Here is a 25,520-nt window from a genome sequence, read left to right on the forward strand (position 1 = left end):
CTAAAACATGAAGTCCACGCCCACCGACCACACATTCACCTGGTCGGGTGTCGGGCCGCTGGCCGGCTCGACCCAAAGCTGAGTGCCGTTCTGACCCAGCCAGTAGTGACTCCATTGCGCCTTGACTGCGATGTTCTCGTAGACATCCCAGCGCACACCCAGGGAGACCGATTTCTCATCCACTCCGTTGCCGTTCAGCGCCTGGTCAACCGCCGAGCGAAAGGCCTGCAATTGGGGAACCGGCAACAGCAAAGGCGGCACATCCACGACCTCGTTCAGGGTCTCCGCGATTCCCAGCAACACGTAGGGGGTGAAGCTGCCCAGGCGCCGGCCGATGCTGAAATAACCGTTGGCCACGGTTGGATAAAGGTTGACCTCCGAGTCAATATAAGCGCCCTCGATCTGGCCCAGCCACTCGCCATCGTCGTAGGCCAGTCCAATGGAGCTGAACTGGACAGCTGCATTCTTGACCTTGAAATCATCCTTGAGGCCGCTCGCACCCGGCCAGAAGGCATTGACGGTCGGGTTGTCCAAGGCAGAAGAAAGCGGCCCGAAGGGCGGGTCGCTGAGGTTCAAGGTATAGACATACCCGATACGGGCGCGCCAATTACCCAACTCATACACGGCGCTCGCTCCCCCGAGCGCAGAGGAGGCATCAAACAGCGTCGAGAAGGGACCGGGCACCTGGTAATAGGCATAGCCTCCGAAGCCCTTGAGGGTCAGTTGTCCGTCTCCCACCTGGAAGCGATGGGCGATATCAGCGCCATCGAAGTGGTAGACCGGGAGTCCGCCGTAAAATTCGTGCGGAGGCCGCACCCAGGGATAGGCATATCCGACATTGCGATAATCGGACAGCATGAATACGTCGAATCCCAGGCGGCCGACCCGCAGGTCCAGATCCGCCGCGGGCCGCCAGCGCAGGAAGGCCCAGTCCAGGTTCTGCTCGAAGAAATCCCCGGGATGCTGACGGGCTACCCACTGCACGGTGGTGTGCAGGGTATCGGTGATGTCCACATCCAGTTGCAGCCCCAGTCGGGAGTCGATATCGATCCCCGCGGAACGGGTAACGCCGCTGGCCTGCGAGATATCCCGGCGGTATTCCAATTGATCGGTATCGGTTCCGCTGACGCCGAAGGTCCCGAAACCCTTGATGGACCAGTTACGCCCCAGGTCCTGGGCAAGTGCGGATGTCGCAAAAACGAGAGACACGCAAAAGAAACTGGCTGCGCCGGCATTACTCCCCAACCGCATCACACAGGAGCGAACACGCTCGCCGACAACCCCTTTGCCCGCTTCCTGAAAACGGCAAGACACCTGTGGCCTCCTCTTGAAAACGATCCACGGAAAGAAGCCTGGATGGTACGAACGAGCCGGATGCCGTTTGCATCCGTGGCCTCAGACTAGGTTCCGCTGATGTAGTCTTATTCTTGAGGCAAGCATAGCAACGAAACGCAGAGGCAGGGCGCTCTAGCCAGCCCGGAACCCGCCCTTCAGAGGCAGCCGGCCGACGCCTTGAGCTGTTCGTCGATGCAGGGAATCACCACCACCGGCGCGAACCCACCGCCGGGCGTGCGGAAGTTGGTGGTCTGTCCCTGGTAAAGTCGGGTGGTGACGGCCTGTACCTCTCCGCGATACACGTAGTTGCGCAGATCCACCTTCAGGTCGATGGCCGCCCCATCCATCTGCAAATGCCGCTCGCTGGGCGGAATCAAATGCTGAGCCACATATTGGCCCCTTAGAATCTCCTCGAACACGCGGCGGGTCAGTTTGTCCCCGCGATACGCCGCCTTGCTCCCGTAACCCGCGGCCGGTTTGAAAAACAATCGCTTGCGCGATGCCCAGAGTTCATCGGCGCGCGCCGGATCCACCGTCTCCGTGTGCGCGATGCCCGAGGTAAGCAATGACCGGGTATCCTCATCCACGCCCAACGCCTGCAGGGCCGCCGCGTCGCTCAACAGGCCCAGGTTGCGCTTGTCCGCGTACAGGGCATGGGCGCGCGGATGCGGCGTGACCACCGCCGCACCGGCTTGATAGGCCTCCCTGAGAGGAGCGAGAGCCGGCGCCTCGAGGCCGAAATCGGTTAGCCGGTTATACACCAGATCGATGTCTTGCCCGCCGGCCCGGAGACGCTGGCCGTCGAACTGCAGTTCCTGTGGCCCGCAGATCACCGCCGCGATGCCCTGCCGTTCGAACAAAGCCTTGAACAGCAGAAACTCGGGGTAGAGAAACTGGTTCGCCGGATCATCGTCCACAATCGCCACCGATCCCAGCGGCCGCTCGGGATGCTCGAGGCGCCATTCCGTCTGGAACATCTCCAGATAGGTCTGATCCAGGGCGCGTTCCTCTGCCCGGTCCGGCGCCGACGGACGCGTGGCCTGGGCGTGCACGCTACCCGTACCGCAATCCAGCTGAGCCCGCATCAGCAGGGCATTGATAAGGGCTCCACCGGCATTGGTATTGATCTCGATCAGCTGCGGACCGGATGCGGATAGGTGAAAGTCGTATCCGAAAAACACCCCTCGCGCACGAGTAAGAGTCCTGGCCGTGACCGGCGCATAGGCCAGTACCCGGTCCTGGTAGGCCGGCAGCGCCACGACCCGCTCGATGGCCTGGATGATGAGTGCCTGCCGTTGCAGGCAGGCCTGAGGGATAAACACGGGCGAGTCGGCGAACAGATGCGGACGTTCTTCAACGATCATGCGGAACAAGGCCTTGCCGTCGGGTAGCTCCAGCAACTCCTCACGCATCCTGGCCCGATCGAACGTCACGCAATGACAATCGCGGTTCAATTGCTGCGCCTGCTCCTCGCAGTCGGTTTGCGGACTGCAATGTACACTGCTGCTCATGAAATCTGCCCTCGCTGGCGCCGATGGCGCATATTACAGATACCGGACGTCACCGGCCAGAAGGCCGCCGCCAGATCAAGCTACTGCGTCATATGACTCATGGTGAGGCATTTCACACACCTCGGCATGAACCATCGCCGGTTAGGGCTGTCTGCGCAATTACCACGCCGGACAGGCGCCCGCTATCACCAGAATCCAAGCCACGGACCTATCCGCTCCTTTATTTCAATGCTTTATGCGCCACCGAGCTTGACCGGATTGCTGGGGTGACACCCACGCCGAGGTAATGGCGGGCGGCCCAACTGCGGCATTTGACACACTTTAGGCGCCTTTACCGGATGACCAGGCGCCGCCAGGGTCTTGCCGAAGACCTGAATGAGCCTTGCAGGATCGAGCGGCCCACCTGCGTCCCACACCATACTTCCAACGCCAACCCGCTACACCTGTATATACCGCGACCCGTGTCACATAGGGCAGAGGAGGCTGAGCGGGCTTCGATTCCCACGGAGAGCGGCGAACGCGGCAGGCCTCGGGCCGCGCGCCTATAGATCGCGTCAGCTAATTCCCTACCGGAAAATGCCGTAGGGCAACCGCAGACGGCATCCCAGCGCCCCCCCTGCACGGCAAAGTGTGTCATATGCCACACCTCACATAGGGTTTCGCCGCAGTTCCAGCCCCCGCCACCTCTCCCTATCTCGCGGAAGGCCAGTAAACACGGGCACCTCGTCATTGGCACAAGAGTTGATTGTTAATTGATAGAAAAAAAACAATCCCGTCGTTTTTTTCGCTGAATGAGGCCGACATGAGCACCAAGCACATCGCACTCGCCACCAGTTCTCTGCAAGGCCCGGACGCCAGCCTGTTACTGGCCACCGGTCTGACCTTCGCATCACTGATTCTAGTCCCCGCCATCGCCGCCCAGATTGGGCTGAGCGCCAGCGTCACCGGCGCCCTGCGCATCGCGCTGATGAAGGCCTCCAATCGCGCGCTGAAAGGCTGATTCACAAGGGTTCCGCGCACACGCGCAGAACCCTCACGCTCGATTGCCCAAAACGCGCCCGACCGGCTGCAGGCAAGCACCAGCGCACGCCGCCGGGCTCGCGGCCCCTACCCCTCCGTCGCCTGAGCCCCTATACTACCGGAGCATAGCGTCCCTCTCGGCCGCACCTACGCCACGCTCACGACAAACGCCGCCATGACTACCGAACAGTACGCCTGCGACCTGTGTTCCCTGCCGGTGGAGACATCGGCCTATCACTTGAACACGCTGTCGGGACTCAAGCGATTTTGCTGTGAGGGTTGCGAAGGCATTTATCAGATGCTTCACGGCGATGAAATCGTAGCGGACCCGCCTGCGGGAGACGGCAGTTCCCAGGCACCGTCTGCTGACGTCTGACGGCCTGTCTGCGCCAGATTTCTGGCGCGGCGGCCGCGAGCGGCGGACCCGCTGCGGCACGCCGCAGCCCAATGATTTCGTGATCGCGAGGACATTGAATGAACCAGACTCATGGAGGCATGGACCCCGAAACGGGGCGCAGGGCGGAGCATGGAACGGCTGCCGAAGCGGGACTCGCGGGTTCCGCGGTAACGGACACCGAAGAGAAACGGTCCTTGCTACGCCACATGCCATCGGCCGAAACACTGGCGAAAGGCGTGGCGACGGGCGTTGCAGTCTCAACAATTACACAGACGGGGAGAAAAGTAATGAGTGTCCTGGTTCGAAATCCTGTAGTGATGTTCGGCGTCGGTTTTGCGGCGGGCTATTTTGTTCATAAATACCGCAAGGAAATCATTGCGGCCGCCTCAAACGCAGCCGACCAGAGCAAGGACTTCGTGCTGCGGCAGAAGGAGAGCCTTGAAGACCTCCTCGCCGAATCCAAGGATGAGGCGGATGAGGCCGGCAATGCCGGCTGAACCAGCACCCAGCCAGCGCATTCAGACCCGTAAGCTACCGTGTCACTGCTGAAACAGACCACGCTGCGTTACCGCGGGCACGGCCATCTCCGCTTCGACCTGCCCGCCACCTTCCCGGAGGAAGCGCGGCGGCAGCTCGCGCTGATTCTGCGCCGTAGAGACGGGATTTACCGCGTGAGTCTGGCGTCAAAGCCAGGCAAGCTCTCCCTGCGCTACCAGCCCGAGTTGATGAGCTTCGAGCAGGCCTTGCAGGCCGTGGCCGAAGCCTTGTGCAGCGCGGCGACCACACCGCCGTCCGAAGAACCGCCCAGGCCCGGCCCGCCCTGGCGCAGAGCTCTCGGCAGCGGAAGGCACTGGATCGTGGCCAAGTCGCAGGAAGCGCGCGAAACCGCCGATGCGCTGCGCATCGTTGCCCGTCAACGGCTCGCAAATCCCTGGATGGCGCCCGGAACGGCGCGCACGGTGTTCAACGACCTGCTCATCCTCTACCTGATCAAGACCCACTGGAGCCTGGTCTACCGCTATTGGCTGCGGCGGCCCTTCGAGCACAAGAATCACTGGGTCGCCCTGACTTATCTGCTGTTCCTGCTGCTAAGGGCACGCCGCGCGCACCTCGGCTGAGCTTCTCTCAGGGCGGCGCGTCCGTTCCCGTGGCAACGGCCTCCACCATGAACGCGCCGGGCAGCATGCCCATCCAGCAACTCCAGGGAATGAGGCCAGCCTCCATCGGCGTGAACTCGATGATCTGCTCACCCTCTCGAACGTCTAAGGCCAGTCCCAGCCCAGGCACCACGATGGCGCGGTTGCATTCGGTCAACTCGGCGCCGTTAATGATCCAACGCACGGGAACGCCTTGTTTCAATACGAAGCGGTTGGGGACGAAACCCTTTCGGTTTACCTCCATCCTTATCTCCTGAACCCCTCCCTCCGGAACCAGGGCAGGTGCGTAGGTCCTGGCGATCAGCCTCAACTCGCTTGAGGCCCTGGTCATCAAAGAGGTGAAATCATAGCCGCTGCCGCCCAGCACCATCCCGCGGTTGAGCATGATCAATCCCAGGGTTACCACCAGCACGGCGGAGACACGCAGGATGGAGCCGGTGACGCGGCGCGATAACGCGCTGGCGAGAAAGCCGAAGCCCATGAGCAGAGGCAAGGTACCGGCGCCGAACAGGAATAGCACGGTCGCTCCCTCCAGCATGCTGCCGGTGCCCGCCGCCATGATGTACATGGCTTGCAATGGTCCGCAGGCCAGCATCAGGCCATTGAGTATGCCGATCACGAAGGGGCTTCGGTGCCGGCGCGACTCGCGGTTTACAAAGCGCGCCAGAAATGCCGGCGTCCGCAACCCGAACCAGTGCCAATGCGGCAGGAGGTGCAGCATGTTGAGCCCGAACAGCACCAGAAACGCGCCGGCGGCAATGGCGGTGGCGCTGCGGATCTCAGGCGTGAAGGTGATGATGGACCCCAGGTAGCCGAACCCGGCCCCGATGGCCGTGTAGGCGATGGTCTTGCCCAATCCGTAGGCGAGATGGGACAGACCGTGGCCACGTCCCTTCAAGGCGCCGCCAGTGGTGTACCCAACGATGAAGCCGCCGCACATGCCCACGCAGTGAAAGCCGGTGAGCAAGCCGACCACGAAGATCATCCCGTGCCCCATGTGCTGGCCGAAGGCAGGCAGGCGCTCACGTACGTCCAGCCAGGTGCCGGCGGCGAAGATCAGGCCGATTCCCGCCAGTCCCAGCAGGATTTCACCCAGCTTTATGAACGTGTCGCGCCAGGAATGCGGCGGTTTGGCCAGGGAGCACTCATACCCGGCCCGCTCCACAGCCCCGATGATGCGCAACAGAGGCAGCTTTTTCGGCTCGTAGCTGACCTCGAGAATCTCTGCGCCGAAATCCGCCTTGGCCCTGCGCACGCCCGCCAGCCCGCGCACCGCCTTCTCGATCACGGTCTCGCAGCCGGGGCACTGCATGCCCTTGACGGAAACCCTCAGACTCTCGATAGTATTCATCTTGGCAGGCAGATCTGGTTCTTGTCGCCCCAAGCCGGGCGTAATCCCCTCTTGGACCATCAGCGCCGCCAGATTCTCCGGCCCCGAGAAGTGCAACCCCATCAAACTTTTGGAGGACTGCAAGGATGAAGAATGACCGGCACCACTATCGCAAGAGCCTTACCCTGACGGCCTACCTGTTAAAGGAGGACGACGAGCAGCATCCCTTCACCGTGCGCAACCTTTCCCTGCGCGGCATCATGGCCCACTTCGACACACCACCCGATGCATTGTCCCCGGAAAGCGCCGTGCGCGTGCGGCTGCCCACCTTGCAACTGGAGGGTTGCATGTTTCCCGTCTGGGAGCGGCCCACCCTGGAAGGCGGTCTGGAAGTGGGGTTCGAGTTCAGCAGCCTGCTGGGTTTCGGGGGCAACCAGTACATCTATCGCGACGACCACTTGGAAGCCGCCTGACCGAAGGCCGCTCAGCCTCATGAAGCCGGGGACGCGCCCCGGCTTCGGCGCTGCACACGGCTGAGAGTTTGGATCGGATGATTGCCGATGGCCAAGGCTTCCCTAGCCTTTCCAAGCGAGAAAATAGCACCACATGCTTGCGGCGCAGCTTCCCGAGCACGTGAATAACTTAGCGTCAATAAGGCGGGGCAGAGCCACCGACCCGCACTCCGACCATCAATAACCGAACACCTCACGCGGCCTGCTTCAATCTTCCCGCCCAAATCCGAAACCCTCGCACTCTGCCACGAAACGCGAGCACCACCCCCCTGATCTTGTAAGTCACCCGGAAATCTGGCTTTCCTGTGACGGGCGCAGAGAAATTCAGGATGGATTGATGCCGAGTTTTAAATTACCCGCGATCAGCCGGTTTCTCGGAGCACAAATCCCCTTTTTCCAGATTAAAAGGCTCACCCAATTCGCCGCCCGCACCCACTGCTTCGGCGCGCCGATCACTTCAATCTAAAGTACATTAAAAGGCGCAAGATCAACAATATCTGGCAAGCTGACGGTGACAAACCGATCGAATTGGCCCTTCATTGTTCAGAACGACAAGATAACCAACTTGATCCGCATCCATACGTATTCTATCGGCCCAATGGTGAGCGTATATACGTAACCAACGAAGCACAAATACACGTTTTGCTTACTTTGGTAACGGCGCAGCCATAGGATGCGGATATACGAACGTCATGCTGACCAGTTGTACAGCGTGTCGGACGTTCAGGCCAGGGTTAGGTCACAGGCCCGCTAGTGCGGGTCGCCCCTCCGGCCCCATTGAAAGCCGGGGGGCAACGAACAATTGAACTGGACAATATTTCGGAGAATGTCATGAACACCTTGACTGAAAAACTGAAGGGCTTCTGGAAGGAAGAGGAAGGTCTTGAAATGGTGGAGTACGCCGTAACGGGTGGACTCATTCTCTTGGGCGCGGTCGCCGCGTTTCTCTTGGTGGGCGGTGACGTAAATCGGATTATTACAGCAGTACACACAGAGTTAGGTACCGTAGGAGGTGGCGCGGGCGGTGGCTAGTAATCAGCTATGTTGCTTGTAACATAAACGGCCAAAACTGATGCCTAATCAGCAATGGGCAAACGCTCATGGGCGACGAGAGTAGCGGGCAGTATCCGCTCCTCTCTCCCCAACAAGACCGCCGCGCAGGCGGTCACCCAAAACCCAATAACACGTTCCTGGCTTGGGCAGCGCCCAGGACCAGGCGGATGAACCTCCGGGCCGGGATGCCATATCAGCAGCCCGGATCTGTAGAGCCGAGATTCCGCCATGACCTCCGTGGGCGACGCGCCTCCAGCAGCCCTGACCGCCCTGCTGGCAATCCTGACCGAGCATCTGCAGACCCTCCTGGTGTGCCTGCTGGTCATCGCGGCGACCATCGTCGATTTTCTCACCCATCGCATCCCCAATGCCTTGTGCGTCAGCGGACTGGCTGCGGGACTGCTTCTGTTGTCCTTCCTGCATGGATGGGGCGGGTTGCTGAACAGCCTGGCGGGGTTCGCCACCGGGCTGTGCATCTTTCTGCCCCTCTACGCCATCGGCTGGATGGGGGCCGGGGATGTCAAGCTGATGGCCGCCACCGGCAGTCTACTAGGCTGGCCCGTCAGCCTGCTGGCGGTGGGCCTGAGCAGCGGGGTGGGCAGTCTCATCGCGCTCTGCCTGATCGGCCTGCGCGGCGGATTGGGGGCATACCTGGCGCGCTACTGGCTGATGTTCAAATGCCTGCTGCTCACGGGTCTCTGTTCCTACACCCCGCCCCGTCCGGCCAGCGCCGCAACGCTGCGGTTTCCCTATGCCATCGCCATCGCCCTGGGCACGCTCGGGGCACTGGCCTGGACCGGCGCCTTCACTCCCATTTTCAAGTGTCTTTGGGCGGGATGAACCATGAACGCCGTCGCCAACCTGCCAACGGGCGAATCAGCGCGCGGGCTCGCGCCGCGGCCCCGCAGCGTCGAGGAAACCGGCCTCGGCCGTGATTTCCTATGCGACCTGCTAGCCAAGCATCTCTACTGGGGCGGCGTGTTGGACCAACAGCAACTGGTGCAGCGACTCGCCCTGGCCTGGCCGGTGCTGGAGACCCTGCTGCAGTTCATGCGTGGCAACGGCGTCATCGAGGTGCGCTCCCCCCGGGAAGGCTCGGGCCTGTTGCGCTATGCCCTGACCGAGCGAGGACGCAACCAGGCCCTGGATGCCCTGCTGAAGAGCGGCTACAGCGGCCGGGCGCCGGTCCCGCTGCCATTATATCAACGCGTCGTCGAGGCGCAGTCGGTGCACCGGCAGCGGGTCGGCCGCGCCGACATCGTCAGGGTGTTCAACGGGATGGTGATACGCCCCTCGGTGCTGGAACAACTGGGCCCCGCCATGCATTCAGGGCGGCCGATCTTCGTCTACGGCCCGCCCGGCACTGGCAAGACCTATATCAGCCTGCACCTGGCGCGCCTGCTGGCGGGAACTGTGCTGATCCCCCAATCCCTGGCGGTGGGGGATTACGTAGTGCAGTTCTTCGATCCCTCGCTGCACCACCCTGTCGCGGATAAGGCCGATCCGGCCCAGCTTCTGCTGGATGCGAGCCATGACCAGCGTTTCCTGGAGTGCCAGCGCCCCGTGGTGGTCACCGGCGGAGAGCTGACCCTGGACATGCTGGAACTGTCGCACGACCCAATGACGAAGCAGTATTTCGCGCCCTTGCAGCTCAAGGCCAATAACGGCATCTACATGGTGGACGACCTAGGCCGGCAGCGGGTGGACAGCAAGGACCTGCTGAACCGCTGGATCGTGCCCCTGGAGCAGAAGCTGGACTACCTCACCGTGGGCAGCGGCACCCGCTTCCCGGTGCCCTTCGATGTGGTGCTGATTTTCTCCACCAACCTGAATCCGCTGGAACTGGCGGATGAAGCCTTCCTGCGGCGGCTGGGCTACAAGGTGCGGTTCGACACCCTGACGGTGGAGGAATTTGGAGCCATCTGGCGGCAGGTTTGCGATTCGCAGGGGATCGAATTTGACTCGGCGGCGCTGAGCCATGTGCTCAGCCTGTATTTGCGGGAGCGGAGACCGCTGCTGCCCTGCCAGCCCCGAGACCTGATCGGCCTGGCGCTGGATCAGTGCCGCTACGAGGGGTTGCCCAACCAGGTTACGGCGGAACGGACGGAGCGGGCCTGGAACAGTTATTTCGTGCGGCCGGCGTGGAACAGCACTACCGGGAGTGCGTGAGCCCGGAATCTTAGAGACAAGGGGACACCCATGTTCACTGGCAGAACTTTCATTCTTTTCCTGGGCGCGCTGATCCTGGCGTTCGCTGCGGTCTTCATTGCCCAGCGCTGGGTAACCTCCCTGTCGGGCGGTCCCGTGATGAAGTTGCAGTATGGCAAGGTGCTGGTCGCGGCGCAGGACATCCCGCAGTGGCAGAAGGTTGAGCCGTCGCAGGTCAGGGAAGTGGAATGGCCCAAGGACGCCATCACCTCGGACATGTTCACGGAAAAGGCCCAGGTGCTCGGCAAGATCGCCATTGACACCGTGTTTGCCGACGAACCGCTGAATGCCCGGCGTGTGCTCGACCCCAAGGGCGGCAACGTGTTTTCCCTGCGTATTCCAGAATACATGCGCGCCTTCACGGTGCGGGTGAACGACGTCAGCGGTGTGGGCGGCTTTCTGCTGCCAGACAATCATGTGGACATCCTGGCTTCGAGGAAGAGCGGAAGCGGCCAGGGCCCGACCCAGGCGGAAACCATCGTGCAGGATATCAAGGTGCTGGCCGTGGATCAGGAAGCCACCAGCGACAAGAACAAGCCCATCGTGGTGCGCTCGGTCACCCTGCAGATGACGCCGCAACAGGCGGAAGCCGTGTTCAAGGCCGAGGAAGAGGGCTCCATTCAGCTTGCCCTGCGCAACCCGGCTGATGCCGCGGTCGTGGAGAAGACCCAACCCGGACCCTTCGCGGCACACGCACCCGAGCCCGCGCCGAGGCCCATGGCTTCCGTCGGCAGAAGCGTGACGATCATTCGGGGCACGTTAGCCAGCAAGGTGAGGTGCAACCCTCACGAATGTTCCGAATAGCCGCGTGAATAAGCCAAAAAAGCAAAAAGAATAGGACGGGAGTTAGCCCATGAATACGCCCACCAAACTGATCGCCCGGATGCGCCGGCACGGCCGCTCCGTCGTCGTCGCGCTGTCCGTCTGGGCGGCCCTGGCGTTCGTCCCTTCGTGCCTCAGGGCGTCCGACGACTTTAACGTCACCGTGAACAAGGCCGGCTTCGTTCATCTGTCCGCGGCCACCACCCGCATCACCGTAGGGAACCCGGAAGTGGCCGACGTCCGCCTGCTCGATCCCACCCATCTGTATGTGTTGGGACGCCGGCTCGGCAATACCAATGTGGTGCTGTGCAGCCAGGCCAGTTGTTACCGCACCATCGAGGTGGAGGTAACGCATGATCTGGACGGGCTGAAGGCCAAGCTGCACGAACTGTTCCCCAACGAGCATCCCAAGGTGCTGTCCTCCCAAGGCGCGATCGTGCTGTCGGGACAGGTCTCCAGCCTGCAAAAAATGGATGCGATCATCAAGATCGCCAACACCTTCGCGCCACGCGGCGAGCAACAGCCCTCCGAATACCGGACCGGCAACCAGACCATCACCAATATCGGCGAGAACGCCGCAGCGGGAGGTGGACGCCAGCCCGGGTCTTCGTCTGCGGCGCCGCAGGGCCAGGAAACTGGCGTCATCAATCTCATGCAGGTGGGCGGTCCACAACAAGTGATGCTGGGCGTAACCGTGGCGGAAATCAACCGACGCCTGGCCCGCAACCTGAAGGTAGACTTCTCGGCCGTGGGCGCGAGCGGCGACTTCAGCAGCGGGACCATCAGCGGCAATGCTGCAGTCAGCGCCCTGACCCAGGCATTGGCCGTGGGAGCCAGCGCCATCAATCCCTACGGCATGTTCTTCCGCTTCATCGGCCACGATGTGGCGGTCAAGACTGTGATCAACGCCGCCAAGGAGAACGGACTGGCCAAGATCCTGGCCGAGCCGAACCTGACGGTGATTTCCGGGCAGGATGCGGATTTCCTTTCCGGGGGCGAGTTCCCGGTGCCGGTTCCGCAGAACATCGGCGTGGGCGGTGCGGGCACCGTCACCGTTCAGTTCAAACCCTTCGGCGTCATGCTCAAGTTTCTGCCGGTAGTGCTGGATACCGGCAGGATAAGCATGAAGCTGAACATCGACGTCAGCGAGTTGTCCGCCGACAACGCGGTCGTACTGCCCGTCGGCAACAGCAACGAAAGCTTCGTCATTCCCTCCCTGACCAAGCGCAGCGCCAATTCCTCGCTGGAATTGGACGATGGCCAGACCCTGGGGATTGCCGGCCTGATCAGCGACAGCATGCGCGAGAGCATTTCCAAGTTCCCGGGTCTCGGCGACATCCCCATCCTGGGGCAGTTGTTCACCAGCCAGAAGTTCCTCAAGAGCGAGACGGAACTGGTGATCTTCGTCACCCCCCATTTGGTCAAGCCCGTATCGCCGGACAAGATCGCCCTGCCCACGGACAAGTACGTCGAACCCAGCGATATGGAGTATTACCTGATGGGCCGGACCGAGGCCCGTCAGGCGCCGGCGCGGAGCGGTGGACCGGGACAGGTCTATAGCGGCGGCCTGCGTGGCCATTTCGGACAGCAACCCTGACAGGAGCGGGCAGCCATGAAACAAACGACACGGCAAGGGGCGGCGAAACTGGCCCTGGCGATCGGCCTTCTGAGCTTGCAGGCCTGCGCCGAGTGGAGCGCCACCCCGGCGCGCACCGAGGCCAGTTACGGCGACTCGGTGCGCAATATGGTCAACAACCAGACCTACAACCCGGCCAAGGCTCAGCACCCGGAGGCGCTGGCGCCCGACGGCATTGAAGCCAACAAGGCCGACGCGATCCTGGGCAAGGCGTATCGCGGCGACATCGGCAAGCCCGAGTCGGTGCGCGAGCACACGGTGCTGGGCACGCCCGGACGATCCAGCAGCGGATCTTCGGGGCGCTAGGGCACCGCCGCGGCATGGGAGATCGCAAACATGATGAACCAAGGTGGTTCCACCCTCAGGGCCGGCCAGGACCGGAACCGAAGGGCATGTAAGTCGTCCGGGATATCGCCCGGTCCGTTCCGGACCCGTGAATTGCAGCGCGGCGCCATCCTCCCGCTGTTCGCCATCGGGGTGATCGCCCTGATCGCCATGGCGGGCCTGGCCCTGGACATGGGGCACGCGTACCTCAACCGAACCCGGCTGCAGAATGCGGTGGATGCCGCTGCCCTCAGCGGAGCCAAGACCCTGGACGAGACGAATGACACCAGCTTGGCAACTGCCGCCGCACGGTCCGCGTTTTCCATGAATGCCGCTGCCAGCGGCAACTCCGAGCTAAGCAATATCGCTGGCGACGCCGTGATCGTGGAGTTTTCGGAAACGCTGAGTCCCTTCGCTCCAGGCGGCGCAAGTCCGAATTTCGTTCGCGTAGGAGTTGCAAACTTCTCCCGCCCCGCCTGGTTGATCCAGGTGATCGGCGTGCATACCGTTGACGTCAGTGCCCGTGCCGTGGCCGGGCCCAGCCCGGTGCTGCCCTGTCCGACAAATGTCGTGCCTCTGCTGGCCTGCGGTGATCCAACAAAGAACACACCGCCGACCATGGTATTCGGCTATCCGGTAGACCCCGATGCGCCTGTGGTTTCGCCCTTGATAAAGGATTCTTCCAAGACGCAGGTAACGCCCGGCAATTTCCAATTGCTGGAACTGGGCTGCTCCGGCGCCGCCTGCCTGCGGGACAATCTTGCCGGCGGCTATCAGAGTCCCTTGTGCGTGGGCGACACCACCAACGTGGATACCAAGACAGGCAACACCGTAGGCCCTGTTCACGATGGCATCGCGGCCCGGATCGCTTCGGACGTGATTACCACGACCCCCCTGAGTTACGCGGCATACAAGACCACGTTGTCCCAGCAGGGAACTTGGGACAACCCGGCCGGCATCCAGAATCCCCACCCACGAATCATGACGGTGCCTTTTGTGGATTGCACCGGCCTCGATTCGGGCAAGAACAAGAATGTCCCAATACTCGGCTACGGCTGCTTTTTCCTGAACGATCAGCCCACGCATAAGGGAAACACACAGACGATCAACAGCGAACTGCTCTACGAATGCATCAATCAGAGCGGCGGTATGGGCACTTCCACCGGACTCGGGCCGGGGCCCCACACCATCATCCTGTACAAGGATTTTGGAGCGGCCGACTCATGAAACCGCGACGAGACTTTGAAATGGGTTTGCGGCAACGCGGGATTGCTCTCGTGGAATTCGTGATCGTCGCGCCGATCCTGCTGCTCCTGATGCTCGGTGTGACGGAGATGGGACGCGCGCTGTACCAGTACAACACCTTGTCCAAGGCGGTTCGCGACGGCGCAAGATTTTATTCCGCAAACGTGTTCGTGGACGGCGGAGCGGCCGGCAAGTCGGTCAGTCTGGTGCGTTTCGGGAACACTCTGGCGAGCGGCCCGCCCATCTTGCCAGGTCCCCTGCCCACCGTTTCCGCGAGCCTGGATGGCACCGGAAACTGGGTCACTGTCACCGCGAGTTACACGTTCCAGTTTCTGCCGGGTAACCCACTCAGCGGCATCATGAGCTTTTTCGGTGGGAGCGGTCCCAAGGCCCTGAGCTTCACCGCCACCACGACCATGAGGGCGATATGAAACGCCAACGGGGTCTGCACACCGTGGAATTCGCGCTGGTGGGGGGATTGTTCTTCGTCCTGCTGTTCGGCGCGATCGAGTTCGGCCGGGCCCTATTCGTCTGGAACACACTGTCGGAAGCGACACGGCGGGGGGCCAGGCTCGCGGCCGTGTGTCCGCTTAATCACCCTTCGATCGCCAATGTCACGGTGTTCAACGCGCCGGCCAGTTCGGGCGACAGCGCGCTCCTGCATGGACTGGATACCGGCAACGTGGTGACGGAATACCTGGACGAGGGCGGCGCGGTGACTGGAGTTCCCGACGACATTCGCTTTGTGCGGGTTCGGATCACGGGGTATCGGCATCTCCTCCTGATCCCGTATTTCAATCTGACACTCAATGCACCGGAATTCGCCACGACCTTGCCTCGCGAGAGCCTGGGCGCGGTTCCCGATGCCGGTGGGGGTTCCAGCCAGTGCCCTTGAAGATTGGGCGGGTCCGGCGCCATCGAGCCCCCAGTGCGTGGTGGCACTTTGGATAAACAATTGGTCAGCGGCGGTCATCGCAATGCGTACGACGATCAACATCCTGCTTTCGGGGCACGACGAAACCGATATGGAGATTCTCCATCGGTCGGTCCAGCCGTTACCCCAGGTGAAGGTCCGCGTCAGGGCCACGGATGGCAATGTCTCCGAGCTATTCTCGGACCCCACCTTCAGGCCGGATATCCTGGTGCATCTCCTCGGCCCCGCGCCGGAGCGGGAGTTGGAATGCCTTTCCAGGCTTAACGCTCCTTCCCGTCCCGCCATGCTGGTCATCTACAACGGGGGCGCAGCCAGTTCGCAGCTCATGCGCCTGGCCATGCAGGCTGGAGCCCGCGATTTCGTCCTGGGGCCGCAGTTTCTGGATGACGCGCTGGCGGCGATCCGCAAGATCCTCAAAGAGGAACTGGCGCGCCAGCAGGGCGGGGAGCAGGCGGTGACGGCCGTGGTAAACGCCAAGGGCGGTGCCGGCGCTTCCACCATCGCGAGCGGCATTGCCCATGCCCTGTCCACGTCCCACGATTCCCATACCCTGCTGCTGGACCTGGATTTTCAGTTCGGGTCGCAGTGCCTGCGTCTGGACCTCTCTCCGGAACAGGGCTTGATGGAAGCTCTGGCCGCGGTCGACTCCCTGGACGAGATCGCGCTGACCGGTTATGTGGCGCAGCATGCCAGCGGCCTGCATCTCCTTACCTGCCTGAGTTCGCAGGTGGTGTTGCCGGGGGAGGTCAGCGAGGCCCGGCTGGCCCGGCTCCTGGACCTGGCCGTAGGCAGCTATTCCCACGTGGTGGTGGATCAGCCGCGGCTGATCGACCCCATCTTCAGCCTGGTGCTCGAACGGGCCGAGCACATCATCGTGGTCCTGCAACAGGATTTGACCAGTCTGCGCGACGCCCAACGTCTGCTTAAGATCATGACGAACGATCTTGGGACCCCGGAAACTCGGATCAAACCCGTTATAAACCGCTACTCGCGCAACAATCCGATCAGCGCGGAGGACATGCGGCAGGCCCTGGGAGTGGATGACCTCTTCCTGGTGGCGAACGATTTTGCCAATTTCCAGAAAGCGGCCAACCTCGGCGTCCCGCTTGCCGAGTACGCGCCCCATTCGGCGGCCACCCTGTCCATTCAGAAAATTGCCTTGGCGCTTGCAGGCAACCAGGTCGCACCCCGACAGGGGGCTGTGCGGCGATTCCTGTCCAGATTCCTGTCCGGAGATTGAGCTATGGATCTTAAAAATCGCATTATGGAAAGGTTGGGGCGGACGGAAGCAGTGTCCAGGATTGCCGAGCCCGGTTCGACGCCACCTGCCCGAATCCCGGCGAAGCCCCAGGAACCATTGGCGGTGAGGGCGCTCAGCGAGTCTGAAATGGACTGGCTGCAGCGCATTCACCAGAAGCTGATGAGCATGATCGACCTGTCGCTGATGGGGCGCCTGGAGGACAAGCAGGCGAGAGCGCAGATCCGCGAAATTTCCGAGCGCATCATGGACGAACAGTCGGTCCCGCTGAGTGCCGCGAGCCGCCAGTTTCTCGCCAAATGCATCGAGGACGAAATCCTGGGCCTAGGGCCTATCGAACCCCTGCTGGCCGACTCCACCATCGCCGACATTCTGGTCAATGGCAGCGGGCGCATTTACGTCGAGCGCTACGGCAAGCTGGAACTCACCCCCCTGCGATTTCAGAACGACGCCCATTTGTTGAACGTCATCGACCGCATCGTGTCGTCGGTGGGAAGACGCATCGACGAATCCTCGCCCATGGTCGATGCGCGACTCAAGGACGGATCCCGCGTCAACGCCATCATTCCGCCGCTGGCCATCGATGGCCCGACCCTGTCGATCCGCCGTTTTACCATCGACCGACTGCACATGGAGGACATGATCGAACTGGGCACGCTCACCGCCACCATGGGCGAACTCCTCAAGGGCATCGTCAAGGCACGCCTGAACGTGCTCATTTCAGGCGGCACGGGTTCCGGGAAGACCACGCTGCTAAATGTACTTTCCGGCTATATCCCGGAAACGGAGCGGATCATCACCATCGAGGACTCGGCGGAACTGCAGTTGCAGCAACCGCATGTGGTCCGTCTGGAAACACGCCCTCCCAACATCGAGGGCAGGGGCGAAATCAGGCAGCGGGATCTGGTTCGCAACAGCTTGCGCATGCGGCCCGACCGCATCGTGGTGGGCGAGGTGCGCAGCGACGAGGCTTTCGACATGCTGCAGGCCATGAACACCGGGCATGACGGATCGCTGACCACGGTCCATGCCAATTCATCGCGGGACGCCTTGGGGCGGCTGGAAAACATGGTGGCGATGACCGGACTGGATCTGCCTGCGCGCATGGTGCGCACGCAGATCGCCTCGGCCATCAACGTCGTGCTGCAACTGGCGCGACTGGAAGACGGTCGCCGCAAGCTCATCAGCGTGCAGGAAATCCAGGGGATGGAAGGGGACATCATCACCATGTCGGAGATATTCAGCTTCCAGAGGAAGGGGGTGGACGAGAACGGCAATGTGCTGGGTGCGTTCAGGGCAACCGGAATCGTGCCCAAATTCCACGATCGCCTGCAGAAGCGCGGCATCGATCTTTCCTTCGATATCTTCGATCCGGAACGCAGTGAATAGACGGGAGGCATTATGGACCGCGACACCCTGATCATTTTCCTGCTGATGGTGTTCGGCGCCGTCTTTCTGCTGACGCAGTCCATCGTCGTACCGACGTTCGGCACGAGCGGCCGCGAGAGCCGCCGTTTGAGGAACCGGCTGGGCGCCATCGCGGATGCCCGCCAGACGGACAACCAGATATCGCTGATGCGGAGCAAATACCTCAAGAAGCTATCTCCGCTGGAGAAACGCCTGGAAGCCCTGCCGGGGATGCAACGGCTGGAAACCTTCATCGAACGTTCGGGCCATGCTTTTCCCGGTTACCGCCTGGTGTTGATCTGCGTCATGCTGGCCGCTGCGGCCGGATTCGCGAGTTGGCACATCATCCACAGCGGCTTCGCGGTCGTCGCAAGTTCCGCGATGGCTGGCTGGCTACCACTGTTGACGTTGAAGGCCGACCGCAGCAGGCGCTTTGCCCTTTTCGAAGAGCAACTGCCCGACGCGCTGGATATCATGACCCGAGCGTTACGCGCCGGTTACCCGTTCAACGAAACGCTGAATCTGGTGGCCACGGAAATGGAAGCACCGATCGCGCCCGAATTCCGCATGGCGTTCGAGGAGATCAATTTTGGCGTCGAAATGCGCTGGGCCTTGCACAACCTGGTGGATCGCATGCCGAGCCTCTCGCTGATGGCCATCGTCACTACCGTTCTGGTGCAACGGGAGACCGGGGGTAACCTGGCCGAGACTTTCGAAAACATCGGTCGCCTCATTCGCGGGCGCTTCCGCTTCCATCGCCGCGTGCGCACGCTGACGGCCGAGGCGCGCATGTCGGCATGGATACTTGCCATGGTGCCGTTCCTGATGTTCGCTGGCATGTCGATCCTCAGCAGTGATTACGTCATGACCCTGGTGCAGACGCCCATGGGGCACAAGTTGGTTTTCACCGGATTGGGATTGCTGATCCTTGGCAATCTCTGGATTCGAAGATTGATTTCCATAGATGTCTGAAGCCATGAACAGCATGTATGAAACGCTGACGGGCCTTTTCGGCGATGCGGAAACCGCGCGCCTGATGGCGATGCTGCTGCTGGCCAGCGGGATCTTCGTCGCCGGCATGGCTTTTCTGCTCGCGCTGGCCCGCTATTTCGACCCGGTACGAAAGCGCCTGGACATTCTGAACGATACGGCGGTTGCGCCGAGCTCTGCAGTGGAGCGCATGGCCGAAAAACTGGACCGCTTTTCGGGGCTTTTTCTACCCCGCAACCAGCAATTGCGGAACAGAACGGTAGACCGCCTCAGCCACGCTGGCTATCGCTCAACCAACCGGTTGCTGATTTACTACTTCGTCCGGCTCAGCATGATGGTCGCTTTGCCAGTGGCGGTGCTGCTGGCCGCGCCGGCGTTTCCCAGGGTGCCGCCCAGCCAGTTCACGCTGTACGGGGCAATTGCCTTTCTGCTAGGCATGATCTTGCCGAGTTATTTCCTGGACAAGAAAGTGGCCGCCCATCAGCGGACATTGCGGAACGGCTTGCCCGATGCCATCGATTTGCTGGTGGTTTGCACCGAGGCGGGGTTGGGTTTGAACGCCGCCATCCTGCGGGTGGCTCAAGTGCTGGTGGACATCCATCCGGCCCTGGCGGAGGAGTTGTTTCTTGTCACCACCGAGATGCGCGCCGGTGTCGATCGCAGCCGGTCGCTGGCAAACCTTGCCCAGCGGACCGGCCTGGATGATATCAAGGGCATGGTGGCAGTGCTCGGGCAAAGCATGCGCTTCGGCACGAGCATCGCTCAGACCTTGCGCATCTATTCGGAGGAGTTCCGCGACAAGCGCATGCAGAAAGCCGATGAGGAAGCCGCCAAACTCGGCACAAAGATGATATTTCCACTGGCATTCTGCATTTTGCCCGGGTTTTTCATCGTTGCCCTGGGACCGACCATCATCAGGGCGCTGGAGGTCCTTCCGACGCTGACCAAGTAACGAATTCACCCACACACCGTTTCACACAGTGCGGCTCATACCATGAACAATTCAACGACAGTCAATCAAACCCGCGCCTCTTCGGCGAAGAGCGGCTCGCCCGCCTTGCAGCTAAGGCGGCTGGCGCTTCTGCTGCTTGTCGCGACGGCGCTCGGTGGCTGCGGCATCGCGTCAAAGTCGGCGAAGCCCTCCATCACCCGTCTCTACAATGGGCCATCGTCGGCAGTCTACGAAACCCTCGAAAGCCCCAAGGATGCCGAGTCCGCGCTCAAGCGGGCGGATTACTCGACTCAGCTCGGAAATATCGACGAGGCGCTTTACTACTACGTCAAAACGCTTGAGTTCGACCCCGGAAACCGGCAGGCGCTGAACAGGATTGGCGACATCCACCTTGAACGAGAAAATTATGATCCCGCCGAAGCTGCCTATCGTTTGGCCTTGAGCGCCGATCCGAAAAATGCGAACGCCTTGATGGGGCTCGGACTCATTCAGTATCACCACGGCAAGGACACGGATGCCGCGCAGTCGCTCTCCGCCGCGTTGTCGGTCGACCCGAAGCTTTGGCGGGCGCGCAGCGTTCTAGGGCTGCTCGCCGACCGGCGCGGTGAGCACGCGGCTGCGGCGCAGGAATTTTCGAAGGCGCTGCAGATACAACCCAACAACCCTGCGGTCCTGAACAACCTGGGGTACTCAAAATACCTGTCCGGCGATCTGAGCGGCTCCTTGCAGATGTTTGATTTGGCCCTGATGGCCGACCCGAAGTACCCGTCCGCCTGGCTCAACAAGGGCCTGGTGTATGCTCGCCTGAACAATGAGCAAGCGGCGCTGGGGGCTTTCAAACGCGTGCTCCCCGAAGCCGATGCCTACAACAATCTGGGATACATCTGGATGATGGATGGCAGAACCGACGCCGCCTACGAATGCTTTCAGCGGGCGATTTCCCTGTCACCCACCTACCACTTACTGGCCCACGAAAACCTGAAACGGCTGGACGCCATGAATCAATAGAAACCATCGAATCACGGCCGGCGCCTGTTGCCTTGGCCCTGCATTACCCTTTGGAGAGCCGACATGAAAACCATACTGATCTCCACGCTTGTTGCCGCATGTCTTGGTGGAGGAGCTTCGTACGCCGCGCAAAGTGAATGGGAGCCGAATGACACACCGGGAGAAGCCAATGCGAATGCCTTCAGCAATCTCGATATCAAGGATGAGAGAGTCGGCCAATTGAAATCCAGTGATATCGACTTTTTCTACATCGACGTACCCGAGAGGGCGGACCGCCCGATAACGCCAGTGTATTTTGGCTGCAATGTGCTGCTCGATGACTTCGTTTCCGGCACATGCCCCAGTGGGGCGCCAAAGTCGGAAGGCAGTGATCAGTGGACCATCGCCTATTACTCGCCAGACGGCGCTAAGCAGAGCGAATATGCCCTGAACTCCAGGTATTGCAAACAGGGCAGCGCCGATGTCAAAGGGCCATACCGGTTCCAGATGAATACCGCCACCCCTGGCCGCTACTATGTCAGCGTGACCTATATTCTCAAGCAATGCGAGGAAGACAGTGCCGTCTATGGCATAACGCCGACTGCGGACTACACGCTGCGCGCCTTTACCACGCGCACCAAAGGAATGCCGGAGCCGAACGATGGCCAGATCGAGGCGTCGAAGATTCTGAACAACAAGCCGGTAACTGGACAGTTCGCCTCCATGTATGACCAGGACTGGTACAAATATGCAGTAACCAAGGGAAGCGATAAACCGACCCAGGTTTACTTTAGTTGCAAGGGGGCGCCATCCGGCGCTCATTTCTTCCTGAGTTGGTTCGACCCGAACGGCGTGCTGCAGAGCAGCTATGAAGTGACGGCCCCGGAATGCCTGGGAAAGAAGTTCAACTTCGAGATGACCACCCCGGCGGCTGGCGATTACTATTTGGCCGTCACGCCGCCTACTTATCTACTCGGCGGTATCGATGTCGCAGGACCAACCGACTCATCTAAGGTTGATAACACGGATCCCGGCAGCCAAGGCTATGCCAATGCCCTCGAATTCAGCAGTCACGACTACGTGCTGAAAGTCGCGCCTGGCAAGAAGAAGAATGCCAGCAACAGCACTGCCGCAAAAACGACTACCACCACGGCTACGACAGCAACAGGATCGAGCGCCGCCTCGGAAAAATGTTCGGGGATTTCCTGCTTTAACCAGCCGTTCTGAAGCAGTCCGGCGCCGACGGCTGGACATCGCGGCCATGGTCATTGAGCGGATGGTTTTCCCGCAAGATCGCCGCGGATTGGCCACTCAATGCAGGGTTGCCACCACAGCGGTGCCAATTATTCCACGCATCGCGCGTTGCGATGCTTTCGTAAGTATTAGGCGCGGTGACGGCCTGCAGGCCTCGGAACACGGGAATGCTCAAAGATTGTCGTAGCGGTTCAGGTCGAAGCGGCCTGAAGTGATGGGCTGCAGGTTGGCGTAGCGTTCGTAGAACCAGTCGGACAGCGGCCAGAAAGCCTGGGAATTGCGGCGCACGCCATAGGCATCGACCAGGGCAGACACATCGCTTTCACTCTTGAGGGCGACGATGCGCTGCACGAAATCCCCCACCTGGGCCAGTTCCAGATCGAAGAAGAAATTGGGAAAGCTTCCGATGAAATCCGGCAGCACCGTCAGCGTGTCCTCCTGCGGCCTGCGCCGCAAATCCTCCAGGAACAAAAACGCCACGTTCTTCAGTGCCTTGTTCAGAATCAGGCTGTACACCAGCTCGCCTTTGCCTGAACGGATGCGGATATAGGACAGTTCCGGCAGCAGGTGAATCCCACCCCCCTTGAGGCGCGCCAGCACCCGCAGCTCGCGCTCCGCGCGCTGCTCCTCGGGGCTCGCGCCGGGGCGAACGCAGAAGGGCGCCTCGCAGCGATTCAGCACGTCCGCTTCGCCCGCCGCCTGCCCGGGCCGGGTGCGCAACTGGGTGAACAGTTCCCGCTTGGGATCCTGGGTACGGAACACCACGCCGGTTTCCCGATCCAGTCCATACAACGGATTCTTCAGGTCATTGCTGATTTCCGCGGCGGCGCCCCGATACCAGGAGTCGCGTTCGCGCTGGCGCATGGCCGCGGGCAGAAATCCCAGGAAATTGTTTTCCGCCTCCATGCGCATGAAGTCCATGAACAAGCGTGTGGCGAGCTGATGCCTGAGGCTGCCGAATACGTCGTAGCCCGCCACCAGCAGATAATGGATGCGCTCCATGAGGGGATAGTCCAGCACCCAGGCGGTCTTGGGCACCGCCCCCACCAGGCCGTGACTCAAGGACGCGCTGTCAAAGTGGCGGAACACGGTGAGCAGCGCCGAGTTGTTGTGTCCGTCGCCGTCCCACAGGGCGGCCAGGGTGTTGCCATCCCCGCCTCGCAGTTTGCTGATGTAGTCTTCCTTGGCCTTGAGGTATTGCAGTTGCAAGTCCGAGTAGGTGCTCCAGATATCCTCCACGGTCGGACTCTCCAACTTCTCGGTGGGCAGGCGCAATCGCTCGCCCTGCGCGACGAGGAAATGGGCGTCATTGCTGATGCGGTCCTTGTCCGGATCGAAAAACGCCACCCAGAAATGGTCCTGGATCACGTTGAGCGCCACCTGGCCGCGGCACACCGGGCCCTTCATGAAACCCTCGATGAAGAAATAGGCATCGTCCAGCAAGAACTGGTAGCGGGACTTGGGCGGCAGAGCGACGAAGGCCTTGAACGGGTTCGCCGCGATTTCAGGCTGATACCCGGGCAGGCGTGTCACATTGTATTCAGGGTCGAGGAACAGCGTCCGGTAGCGCTGCATGCGCTCGCCACTCAGTTCGTAGACCATGTGGTTCTTGTCCACGATGGTCCCCACCACTGGACGCAAACGGTAGTAGAAGCGGGCAACGCCGGGGTCGTCGAAGGGCCTGACGCTGGGGATCTCGCGGATGGGAAAACCCGGCGGACTGTAGGAGCGCACCAGCTTGAAGAATTCGCGCTCGGGTCCGCCGCGAAAATGCAGGTCGCCGGCGAACAGGTGCTCGTAAAGATAGCGGGAAACCAACCGCTCCTTGAGCGACTCGCCGTTGAGAAACGCCTCCCATCGCTCCACCTCGGCTGTCGCGAAGGCGGACACCGGCGGCGGCGGTTCCGTCCTGGCGCCCTGGCGCAACCAGGTGACGATGTCGCCGAATTGCTTGTCAGAGAGTCCCGGCATCCCATAGGGCATGCCCCACAGCGGGTGATCGGCGGCGAAGTCGGCAAATTCCTGAGGCTTTGGGCACTGCAGGTTGCGGTCCAGGCTGAAATCGAAGCTGTCCGGCAGCGCGCCCCCCTCCGGGAGGGGCTGGTCCTTTTTCAACCGCAGCATGCGAAATAGCAGCGAATCCGCCAAACCACCCGCGCCGTCCCCGTCCACCACGGAATAGAAGCCACGCTGGCGCCACTCCGAGGTATTGCGCGCATCCACGAACAAGCGTGTCGGGGAGATGGCGTGCCGGCGCAGATCATAGACCAAAGTCTTGCTGGCACCGCGATCAAGCCCTTCCCCGGACTCCAGCTTCAACTGGCAGGGCGCGTCATAGCAGCCGTGACAGACCACGCAGCGCGAGTCCAGAACCGGCTTGATGTCCCGATTGAAGGCGATGTGCCAATCAGCACCGCTGGCGGGCTCTGCAGCAATGCAGGAGAAAACCGGCAGCCACCCCAGGACGAAACCCAGCGTCAACCCGAGCGCCGAACCGTTCATGACTTGGGTGCCGAAAGATGCATGCCCACCAGGCGCGACACCAGGATCGCCAGGTACATCTGGCCGAAAATGGCCTCCAGGTAGCTCAACATGCCCGCCACCCGCGTCGTCGGCAAAATATCGCCGTACCCCACCGAACTCAGGGTGATGAAACTGAAATAGATGAAGACCGGGGGCCGGTAGTCCCCTTGGCATTGGGGCGAGTTGCACTGGTAGGAGCCAGGGACCATGGTGTCGACCGCCAGGTGCGCGTTGGCGAAAAACACGCCCACCAGCAGGTAGACGCTGACGGCGCCGTAGAGCCTGCCCGAGTCAATGTGCTCGCGGCTGGTGAAAATGTCCTGCGCCAGCACCAGGGTGACGTGGGCAAAGAACGTCATGCTCACGAAAAGCCATGCCAGATCAATGCTGCGCATCCCGTGAGGGAACAGCCGCACGGTTCCCAGAACCACCAGCAGCACACTCAGCACCATGGAGAAGGCACCGCGTGCGCGACCGTCACTGACCGCCAGGGAACCGGTGGTCAGCAACCCGACGATGATCACCAGTTCGATGATCCGGCCCGGAATCCAGCCGCTGGCGTCGGGGGTCAGCACCATGAACAGCACCAGAGCCACCATCAGGTGCTTGTAGTACTGCTGCCGGTGCCCCTGGCGCAGCTTGGAGATATAGCCTTTCACCACTAG

General features: G+C 61.4%; 25 protein-coding genes. 20 read left to right on the top strand and 5 right to left on the bottom strand.

Annotated features, from left to right (window positions below; genetic code table 11):
- Positions 1-1,314, bottom strand: a complete 1,314-nt coding sequence (locus EK23_RS16780) for a hypothetical protein (RefSeq protein ID WP_235282162.1) — start codon at positions 1,312-1,314, stop codon at positions 1-3.
- Positions 1,315-1,490: 176 nt separating this feature from the next.
- Positions 1,491-2,846 (bottom strand): hypothetical protein, encoded by a 1,356-nt coding sequence (locus EK23_RS16785; protein ID WP_045226551.1) that lies wholly within the window; start codon positions 2,844-2,846, stop codon positions 1,491-1,493.
- Positions 2,847-3,648: 802 nt separating this feature from the next.
- Between EK23_RS16785 and EK23_RS16790 the strand changes: the two genes are divergently transcribed.
- From EK23_RS16790 to EK23_RS16800, 4 genes are all read left to right on the top strand, one after another.
- A complete protein-coding gene (locus EK23_RS16790; protein WP_045226552.1) occupies positions 3,649-3,846 on the top strand; it encodes a hypothetical protein in 198 nt (65 codons plus the stop codon).
- A gap of 195 nt (positions 3,847-4,041) precedes the next feature.
- The gene (locus tag EK23_RS22685) at positions 4,042-4,242 is read left to right on the top strand and encodes a heavy metal translocating P-type ATPase metal-binding domain-containing protein (protein ID WP_082054284.1); all 201 of its coding nucleotides are present in this window, start codon (positions 4,042-4,044) and stop codon (positions 4,240-4,242) included.
- Between the two features lie 98 nt (positions 4,243-4,340).
- On the top strand, positions 4,341-4,760 hold the full coding sequence (locus tag EK23_RS24285; RefSeq protein ID WP_235282164.1) for a hypothetical protein: 420 nt from the start codon (positions 4,341-4,343) through the stop codon (positions 4,758-4,760).
- Between the two features lie 39 nt (positions 4,761-4,799).
- Entirely contained in the window at positions 4,800-5,381 is a 582-nt protein-coding gene (locus EK23_RS16800) for a hypothetical protein (protein ID WP_045226553.1), read from the top strand.
- A gap of 7 nt (positions 5,382-5,388) precedes the next feature.
- Here the strand turns inward: EK23_RS16800 and EK23_RS16805 are convergent, their stop codons facing one another.
- A complete protein-coding gene (locus EK23_RS16805) occupies positions 5,389-6,771 on the bottom strand; it encodes an urease accessory protein UreH domain-containing protein (RefSeq protein WP_045226608.1) in 1,383 nt (460 codons plus the stop codon).
- 125 nt (positions 6,772-6,896) lie between these two features.
- Between EK23_RS16805 and EK23_RS16810 the strand changes: the two genes are divergently transcribed.
- The 16 genes from EK23_RS16810 (at position 6,897) to EK23_RS16885 (ending at position 22,305) form a co-directional block, all read left to right on the top strand.
- Positions 6,897-7,223: a PilZ domain-containing protein gene (locus EK23_RS16810; protein ID WP_045226554.1), complete on the top strand. Its 327-nt coding sequence runs from the start codon at positions 6,897-6,899 to the stop codon at positions 7,221-7,223.
- Between the two features lie 870 nt (positions 7,224-8,093).
- The gene (locus EK23_RS16815; protein ID WP_045226555.1) at positions 8,094-8,294 is read left to right on the top strand and encodes a Flp family type IVb pilin; all 201 of its coding nucleotides are present in this window, start codon (positions 8,094-8,096) and stop codon (positions 8,292-8,294) included.
- Positions 8,295-8,543: 249 nt separating this feature from the next.
- Entirely contained in the window at positions 8,544-9,155 is a 612-nt protein-coding gene (locus tag EK23_RS16820; protein ID WP_052808275.1) for an A24 family peptidase, read from the top strand.
- Between the two features lie 3 nt (positions 9,156-9,158).
- Positions 9,159-10,484: a DUF8689 domain-containing protein gene (locus EK23_RS16825; protein ID WP_045226556.1), complete on the top strand. Its 1,326-nt coding sequence runs from the start codon at positions 9,159-9,161 to the stop codon at positions 10,482-10,484.
- Positions 10,485-10,514: 30 nt separating this feature from the next.
- On the top strand, positions 10,515-11,327 hold the full coding sequence (gene cpaB / locus EK23_RS16830) for a Flp pilus assembly protein CpaB (RefSeq protein ID WP_045226557.1): 813 nt from the start codon (positions 10,515-10,517) through the stop codon (positions 11,325-11,327).
- A 49-nt stretch (positions 11,328-11,376) separates the two neighbouring features.
- Positions 11,377-12,942 (top strand): type II and III secretion system protein family protein, encoded by a 1,566-nt coding sequence (locus EK23_RS16835; RefSeq protein ID WP_052808276.1) that lies wholly within the window; start codon positions 11,377-11,379, stop codon positions 12,940-12,942.
- Positions 12,943-12,957: 15 nt separating this feature from the next.
- The gene (locus EK23_RS16840) at positions 12,958-13,287 is read left to right on the top strand and encodes a hypothetical protein (protein WP_045226558.1); all 330 of its coding nucleotides are present in this window, start codon (positions 12,958-12,960) and stop codon (positions 13,285-13,287) included.
- Positions 13,288-13,317: 30 nt separating this feature from the next.
- Entirely contained in the window at positions 13,318-14,532 is a 1,215-nt protein-coding gene (locus EK23_RS22005) for a pilus assembly protein TadG-related protein (RefSeq protein WP_082054285.1), read from the top strand.
- Positions 14,529-14,981, top strand: a complete 453-nt coding sequence (locus EK23_RS16850) for a TadE/TadG family type IV pilus assembly protein (RefSeq protein WP_045226559.1) — start codon at positions 14,529-14,531, stop codon at positions 14,979-14,981. The genes EK23_RS22005 and EK23_RS16850 overlap by 4 nt, the downstream gene beginning before the upstream one ends.
- On the top strand, positions 14,978-15,445 hold the full coding sequence (locus EK23_RS16855; protein ID WP_045226560.1) for a TadE/TadG family type IV pilus assembly protein: 468 nt from the start codon (positions 14,978-14,980) through the stop codon (positions 15,443-15,445). Before EK23_RS16850 ends, EK23_RS16855 begins: the two co-directional genes overlap by 4 nt.
- 82 nt (positions 15,446-15,527) lie before the next feature.
- A complete protein-coding gene (locus tag EK23_RS16860) occupies positions 15,528-16,724 on the top strand; it encodes a CpaE/TadZ family protein (RefSeq protein WP_045226561.1) in 1,197 nt (398 codons plus the stop codon).
- A gap of 3 nt (positions 16,725-16,727) precedes the next feature.
- Complete coding sequence (locus EK23_RS16865; RefSeq protein WP_045226562.1) at positions 16,728-18,131, top strand: TadA family conjugal transfer-associated ATPase; 1,404 nt, start codon at positions 16,728-16,730, stop codon at positions 18,129-18,131.
- Positions 18,132-18,143: 12 nt separating this feature from the next.
- A complete protein-coding gene (locus EK23_RS16870; RefSeq protein ID WP_045226563.1) occupies positions 18,144-19,121 on the top strand; it encodes a type II secretion system F family protein in 978 nt (325 codons plus the stop codon).
- Positions 19,114-20,091 (top strand): type II secretion system F family protein, encoded by a 978-nt coding sequence (locus tag EK23_RS16875; RefSeq protein WP_052808279.1) that lies wholly within the window; start codon positions 19,114-19,116, stop codon positions 20,089-20,091. The genes EK23_RS16870 and EK23_RS16875 overlap by 8 nt, the downstream gene beginning before the upstream one ends.
- A 42-nt stretch (positions 20,092-20,133) precedes the next feature.
- Positions 20,134-21,099, top strand: coding sequence for a tetratricopeptide repeat protein (locus EK23_RS16880; protein WP_045226564.1), 966 nt, complete (start codon positions 20,134-20,136; stop codon positions 21,097-21,099).
- Positions 21,100-21,162: 63 nt separating this feature from the next.
- The gene (locus EK23_RS16885; protein WP_045226565.1) at positions 21,163-22,305 is read left to right on the top strand and encodes a hypothetical protein; all 1,143 of its coding nucleotides are present in this window, start codon (positions 21,163-21,165) and stop codon (positions 22,303-22,305) included.
- A gap of 198 nt (positions 22,306-22,503) precedes the next feature.
- Here EK23_RS16885 and EK23_RS16890 read toward each other — a convergent pair whose 3' ends face one another.
- Positions 22,504-24,834: a fatty acid cis/trans isomerase gene (locus EK23_RS16890; protein ID WP_052808280.1), complete on the bottom strand. Its 2,331-nt coding sequence runs from the start codon at positions 24,832-24,834 to the stop codon at positions 22,504-22,506.
- Positions 24,831-25,514, bottom strand: a complete 684-nt coding sequence (locus EK23_RS16895) for a potassium channel family protein (protein ID WP_145998713.1) — start codon at positions 25,512-25,514, stop codon at positions 24,831-24,833. Before EK23_RS16895 ends, EK23_RS16890 begins: the two co-directional genes overlap by 4 nt.
- Positions 25,515-25,520 lie beyond the last annotated feature (6 nt).

This window comes from Methyloterricola oryzae (genome assembly GCF_000934725.1).
Classification (GTDB): Bacteria; Pseudomonadota; Gammaproteobacteria; order Methylococcales; family Methylococcaceae; genus Methyloterricola; species Methyloterricola oryzae.

Coding starts and splice junctions, on each gene's coding strand:
- EK23_RS16785 (WP_045226551.1), bottom strand. CDS start 2,846: ATGAGCAGCAGTGTACATTGCAGTCCGCAAACCGACTGCGAGGAGCAG.
- EK23_RS16790 (WP_045226552.1), top strand. CDS start 3,649: ATGAGCACCAAGCACATCGCACTCGCCACCAGTTCTCTGCAAGGCCCG.
- EK23_RS22685 (WP_082054284.1), top strand. CDS start 4,042: ATGACTACCGAACAGTACGCCTGCGACCTGTGTTCCCTGCCGGTGGAG.
- EK23_RS24285 (WP_235282164.1), top strand. CDS start 4,341: ATGAACCAGACTCATGGAGGCATGGACCCCGAAACGGGGCGCAGGGCG.
- EK23_RS16805 (WP_045226608.1), bottom strand. CDS start 6,771: ATGAATACTATCGAGAGTCTGAGGGTTTCCGTCAAGGGCATGCAGTGC.
- EK23_RS16810 (WP_045226554.1), top strand. CDS start 6,897: ATGAAGAATGACCGGCACCACTATCGCAAGAGCCTTACCCTGACGGCC.
- EK23_RS16815 (WP_045226555.1), top strand. CDS start 8,094: ATGAACACCTTGACTGAAAAACTGAAGGGCTTCTGGAAGGAAGAGGAA.
- EK23_RS16820 (WP_052808275.1), top strand. CDS start 8,544: ATGACCTCCGTGGGCGACGCGCCTCCAGCAGCCCTGACCGCCCTGCTG.
- EK23_RS16825 (WP_045226556.1), top strand. CDS start 9,159: ATGAACGCCGTCGCCAACCTGCCAACGGGCGAATCAGCGCGCGGGCTC.
- cpaB (WP_045226557.1), top strand. CDS start 10,515: ATGTTCACTGGCAGAACTTTCATTCTTTTCCTGGGCGCGCTGATCCTG.
- EK23_RS16835 (WP_052808276.1), top strand. CDS start 11,377: ATGAATACGCCCACCAAACTGATCGCCCGGATGCGCCGGCACGGCCGC.
- EK23_RS16840 (WP_045226558.1), top strand. CDS start 12,958: ATGAAACAAACGACACGGCAAGGGGCGGCGAAACTGGCCCTGGCGATC.
- EK23_RS22005 (WP_082054285.1), top strand. CDS start 13,318: ATGATGAACCAAGGTGGTTCCACCCTCAGGGCCGGCCAGGACCGGAAC.
- EK23_RS16850 (WP_045226559.1), top strand. CDS start 14,529: ATGAAACCGCGACGAGACTTTGAAATGGGTTTGCGGCAACGCGGGATT.
- EK23_RS16855 (WP_045226560.1), top strand. CDS start 14,978: ATGAAACGCCAACGGGGTCTGCACACCGTGGAATTCGCGCTGGTGGGG.
- EK23_RS16860 (WP_045226561.1), top strand. CDS start 15,528: ATGCGTACGACGATCAACATCCTGCTTTCGGGGCACGACGAAACCGAT.
- EK23_RS16865 (WP_045226562.1), top strand. CDS start 16,728: ATGGATCTTAAAAATCGCATTATGGAAAGGTTGGGGCGGACGGAAGCA.
- EK23_RS16870 (WP_045226563.1), top strand. CDS start 18,144: ATGGACCGCGACACCCTGATCATTTTCCTGCTGATGGTGTTCGGCGCC.
- EK23_RS16875 (WP_052808279.1), top strand. CDS start 19,114: ATGTCTGAAGCCATGAACAGCATGTATGAAACGCTGACGGGCCTTTTC.
- EK23_RS16880 (WP_045226564.1), top strand. CDS start 20,134: ATGAACAATTCAACGACAGTCAATCAAACCCGCGCCTCTTCGGCGAAG.
- EK23_RS16885 (WP_045226565.1), top strand. CDS start 21,163: ATGAAAACCATACTGATCTCCACGCTTGTTGCCGCATGTCTTGGTGGA.
- EK23_RS16890 (WP_052808280.1), bottom strand. CDS start 24,834: ATGAACGGTTCGGCGCTCGGGTTGACGCTGGGTTTCGTCCTGGGGTGG.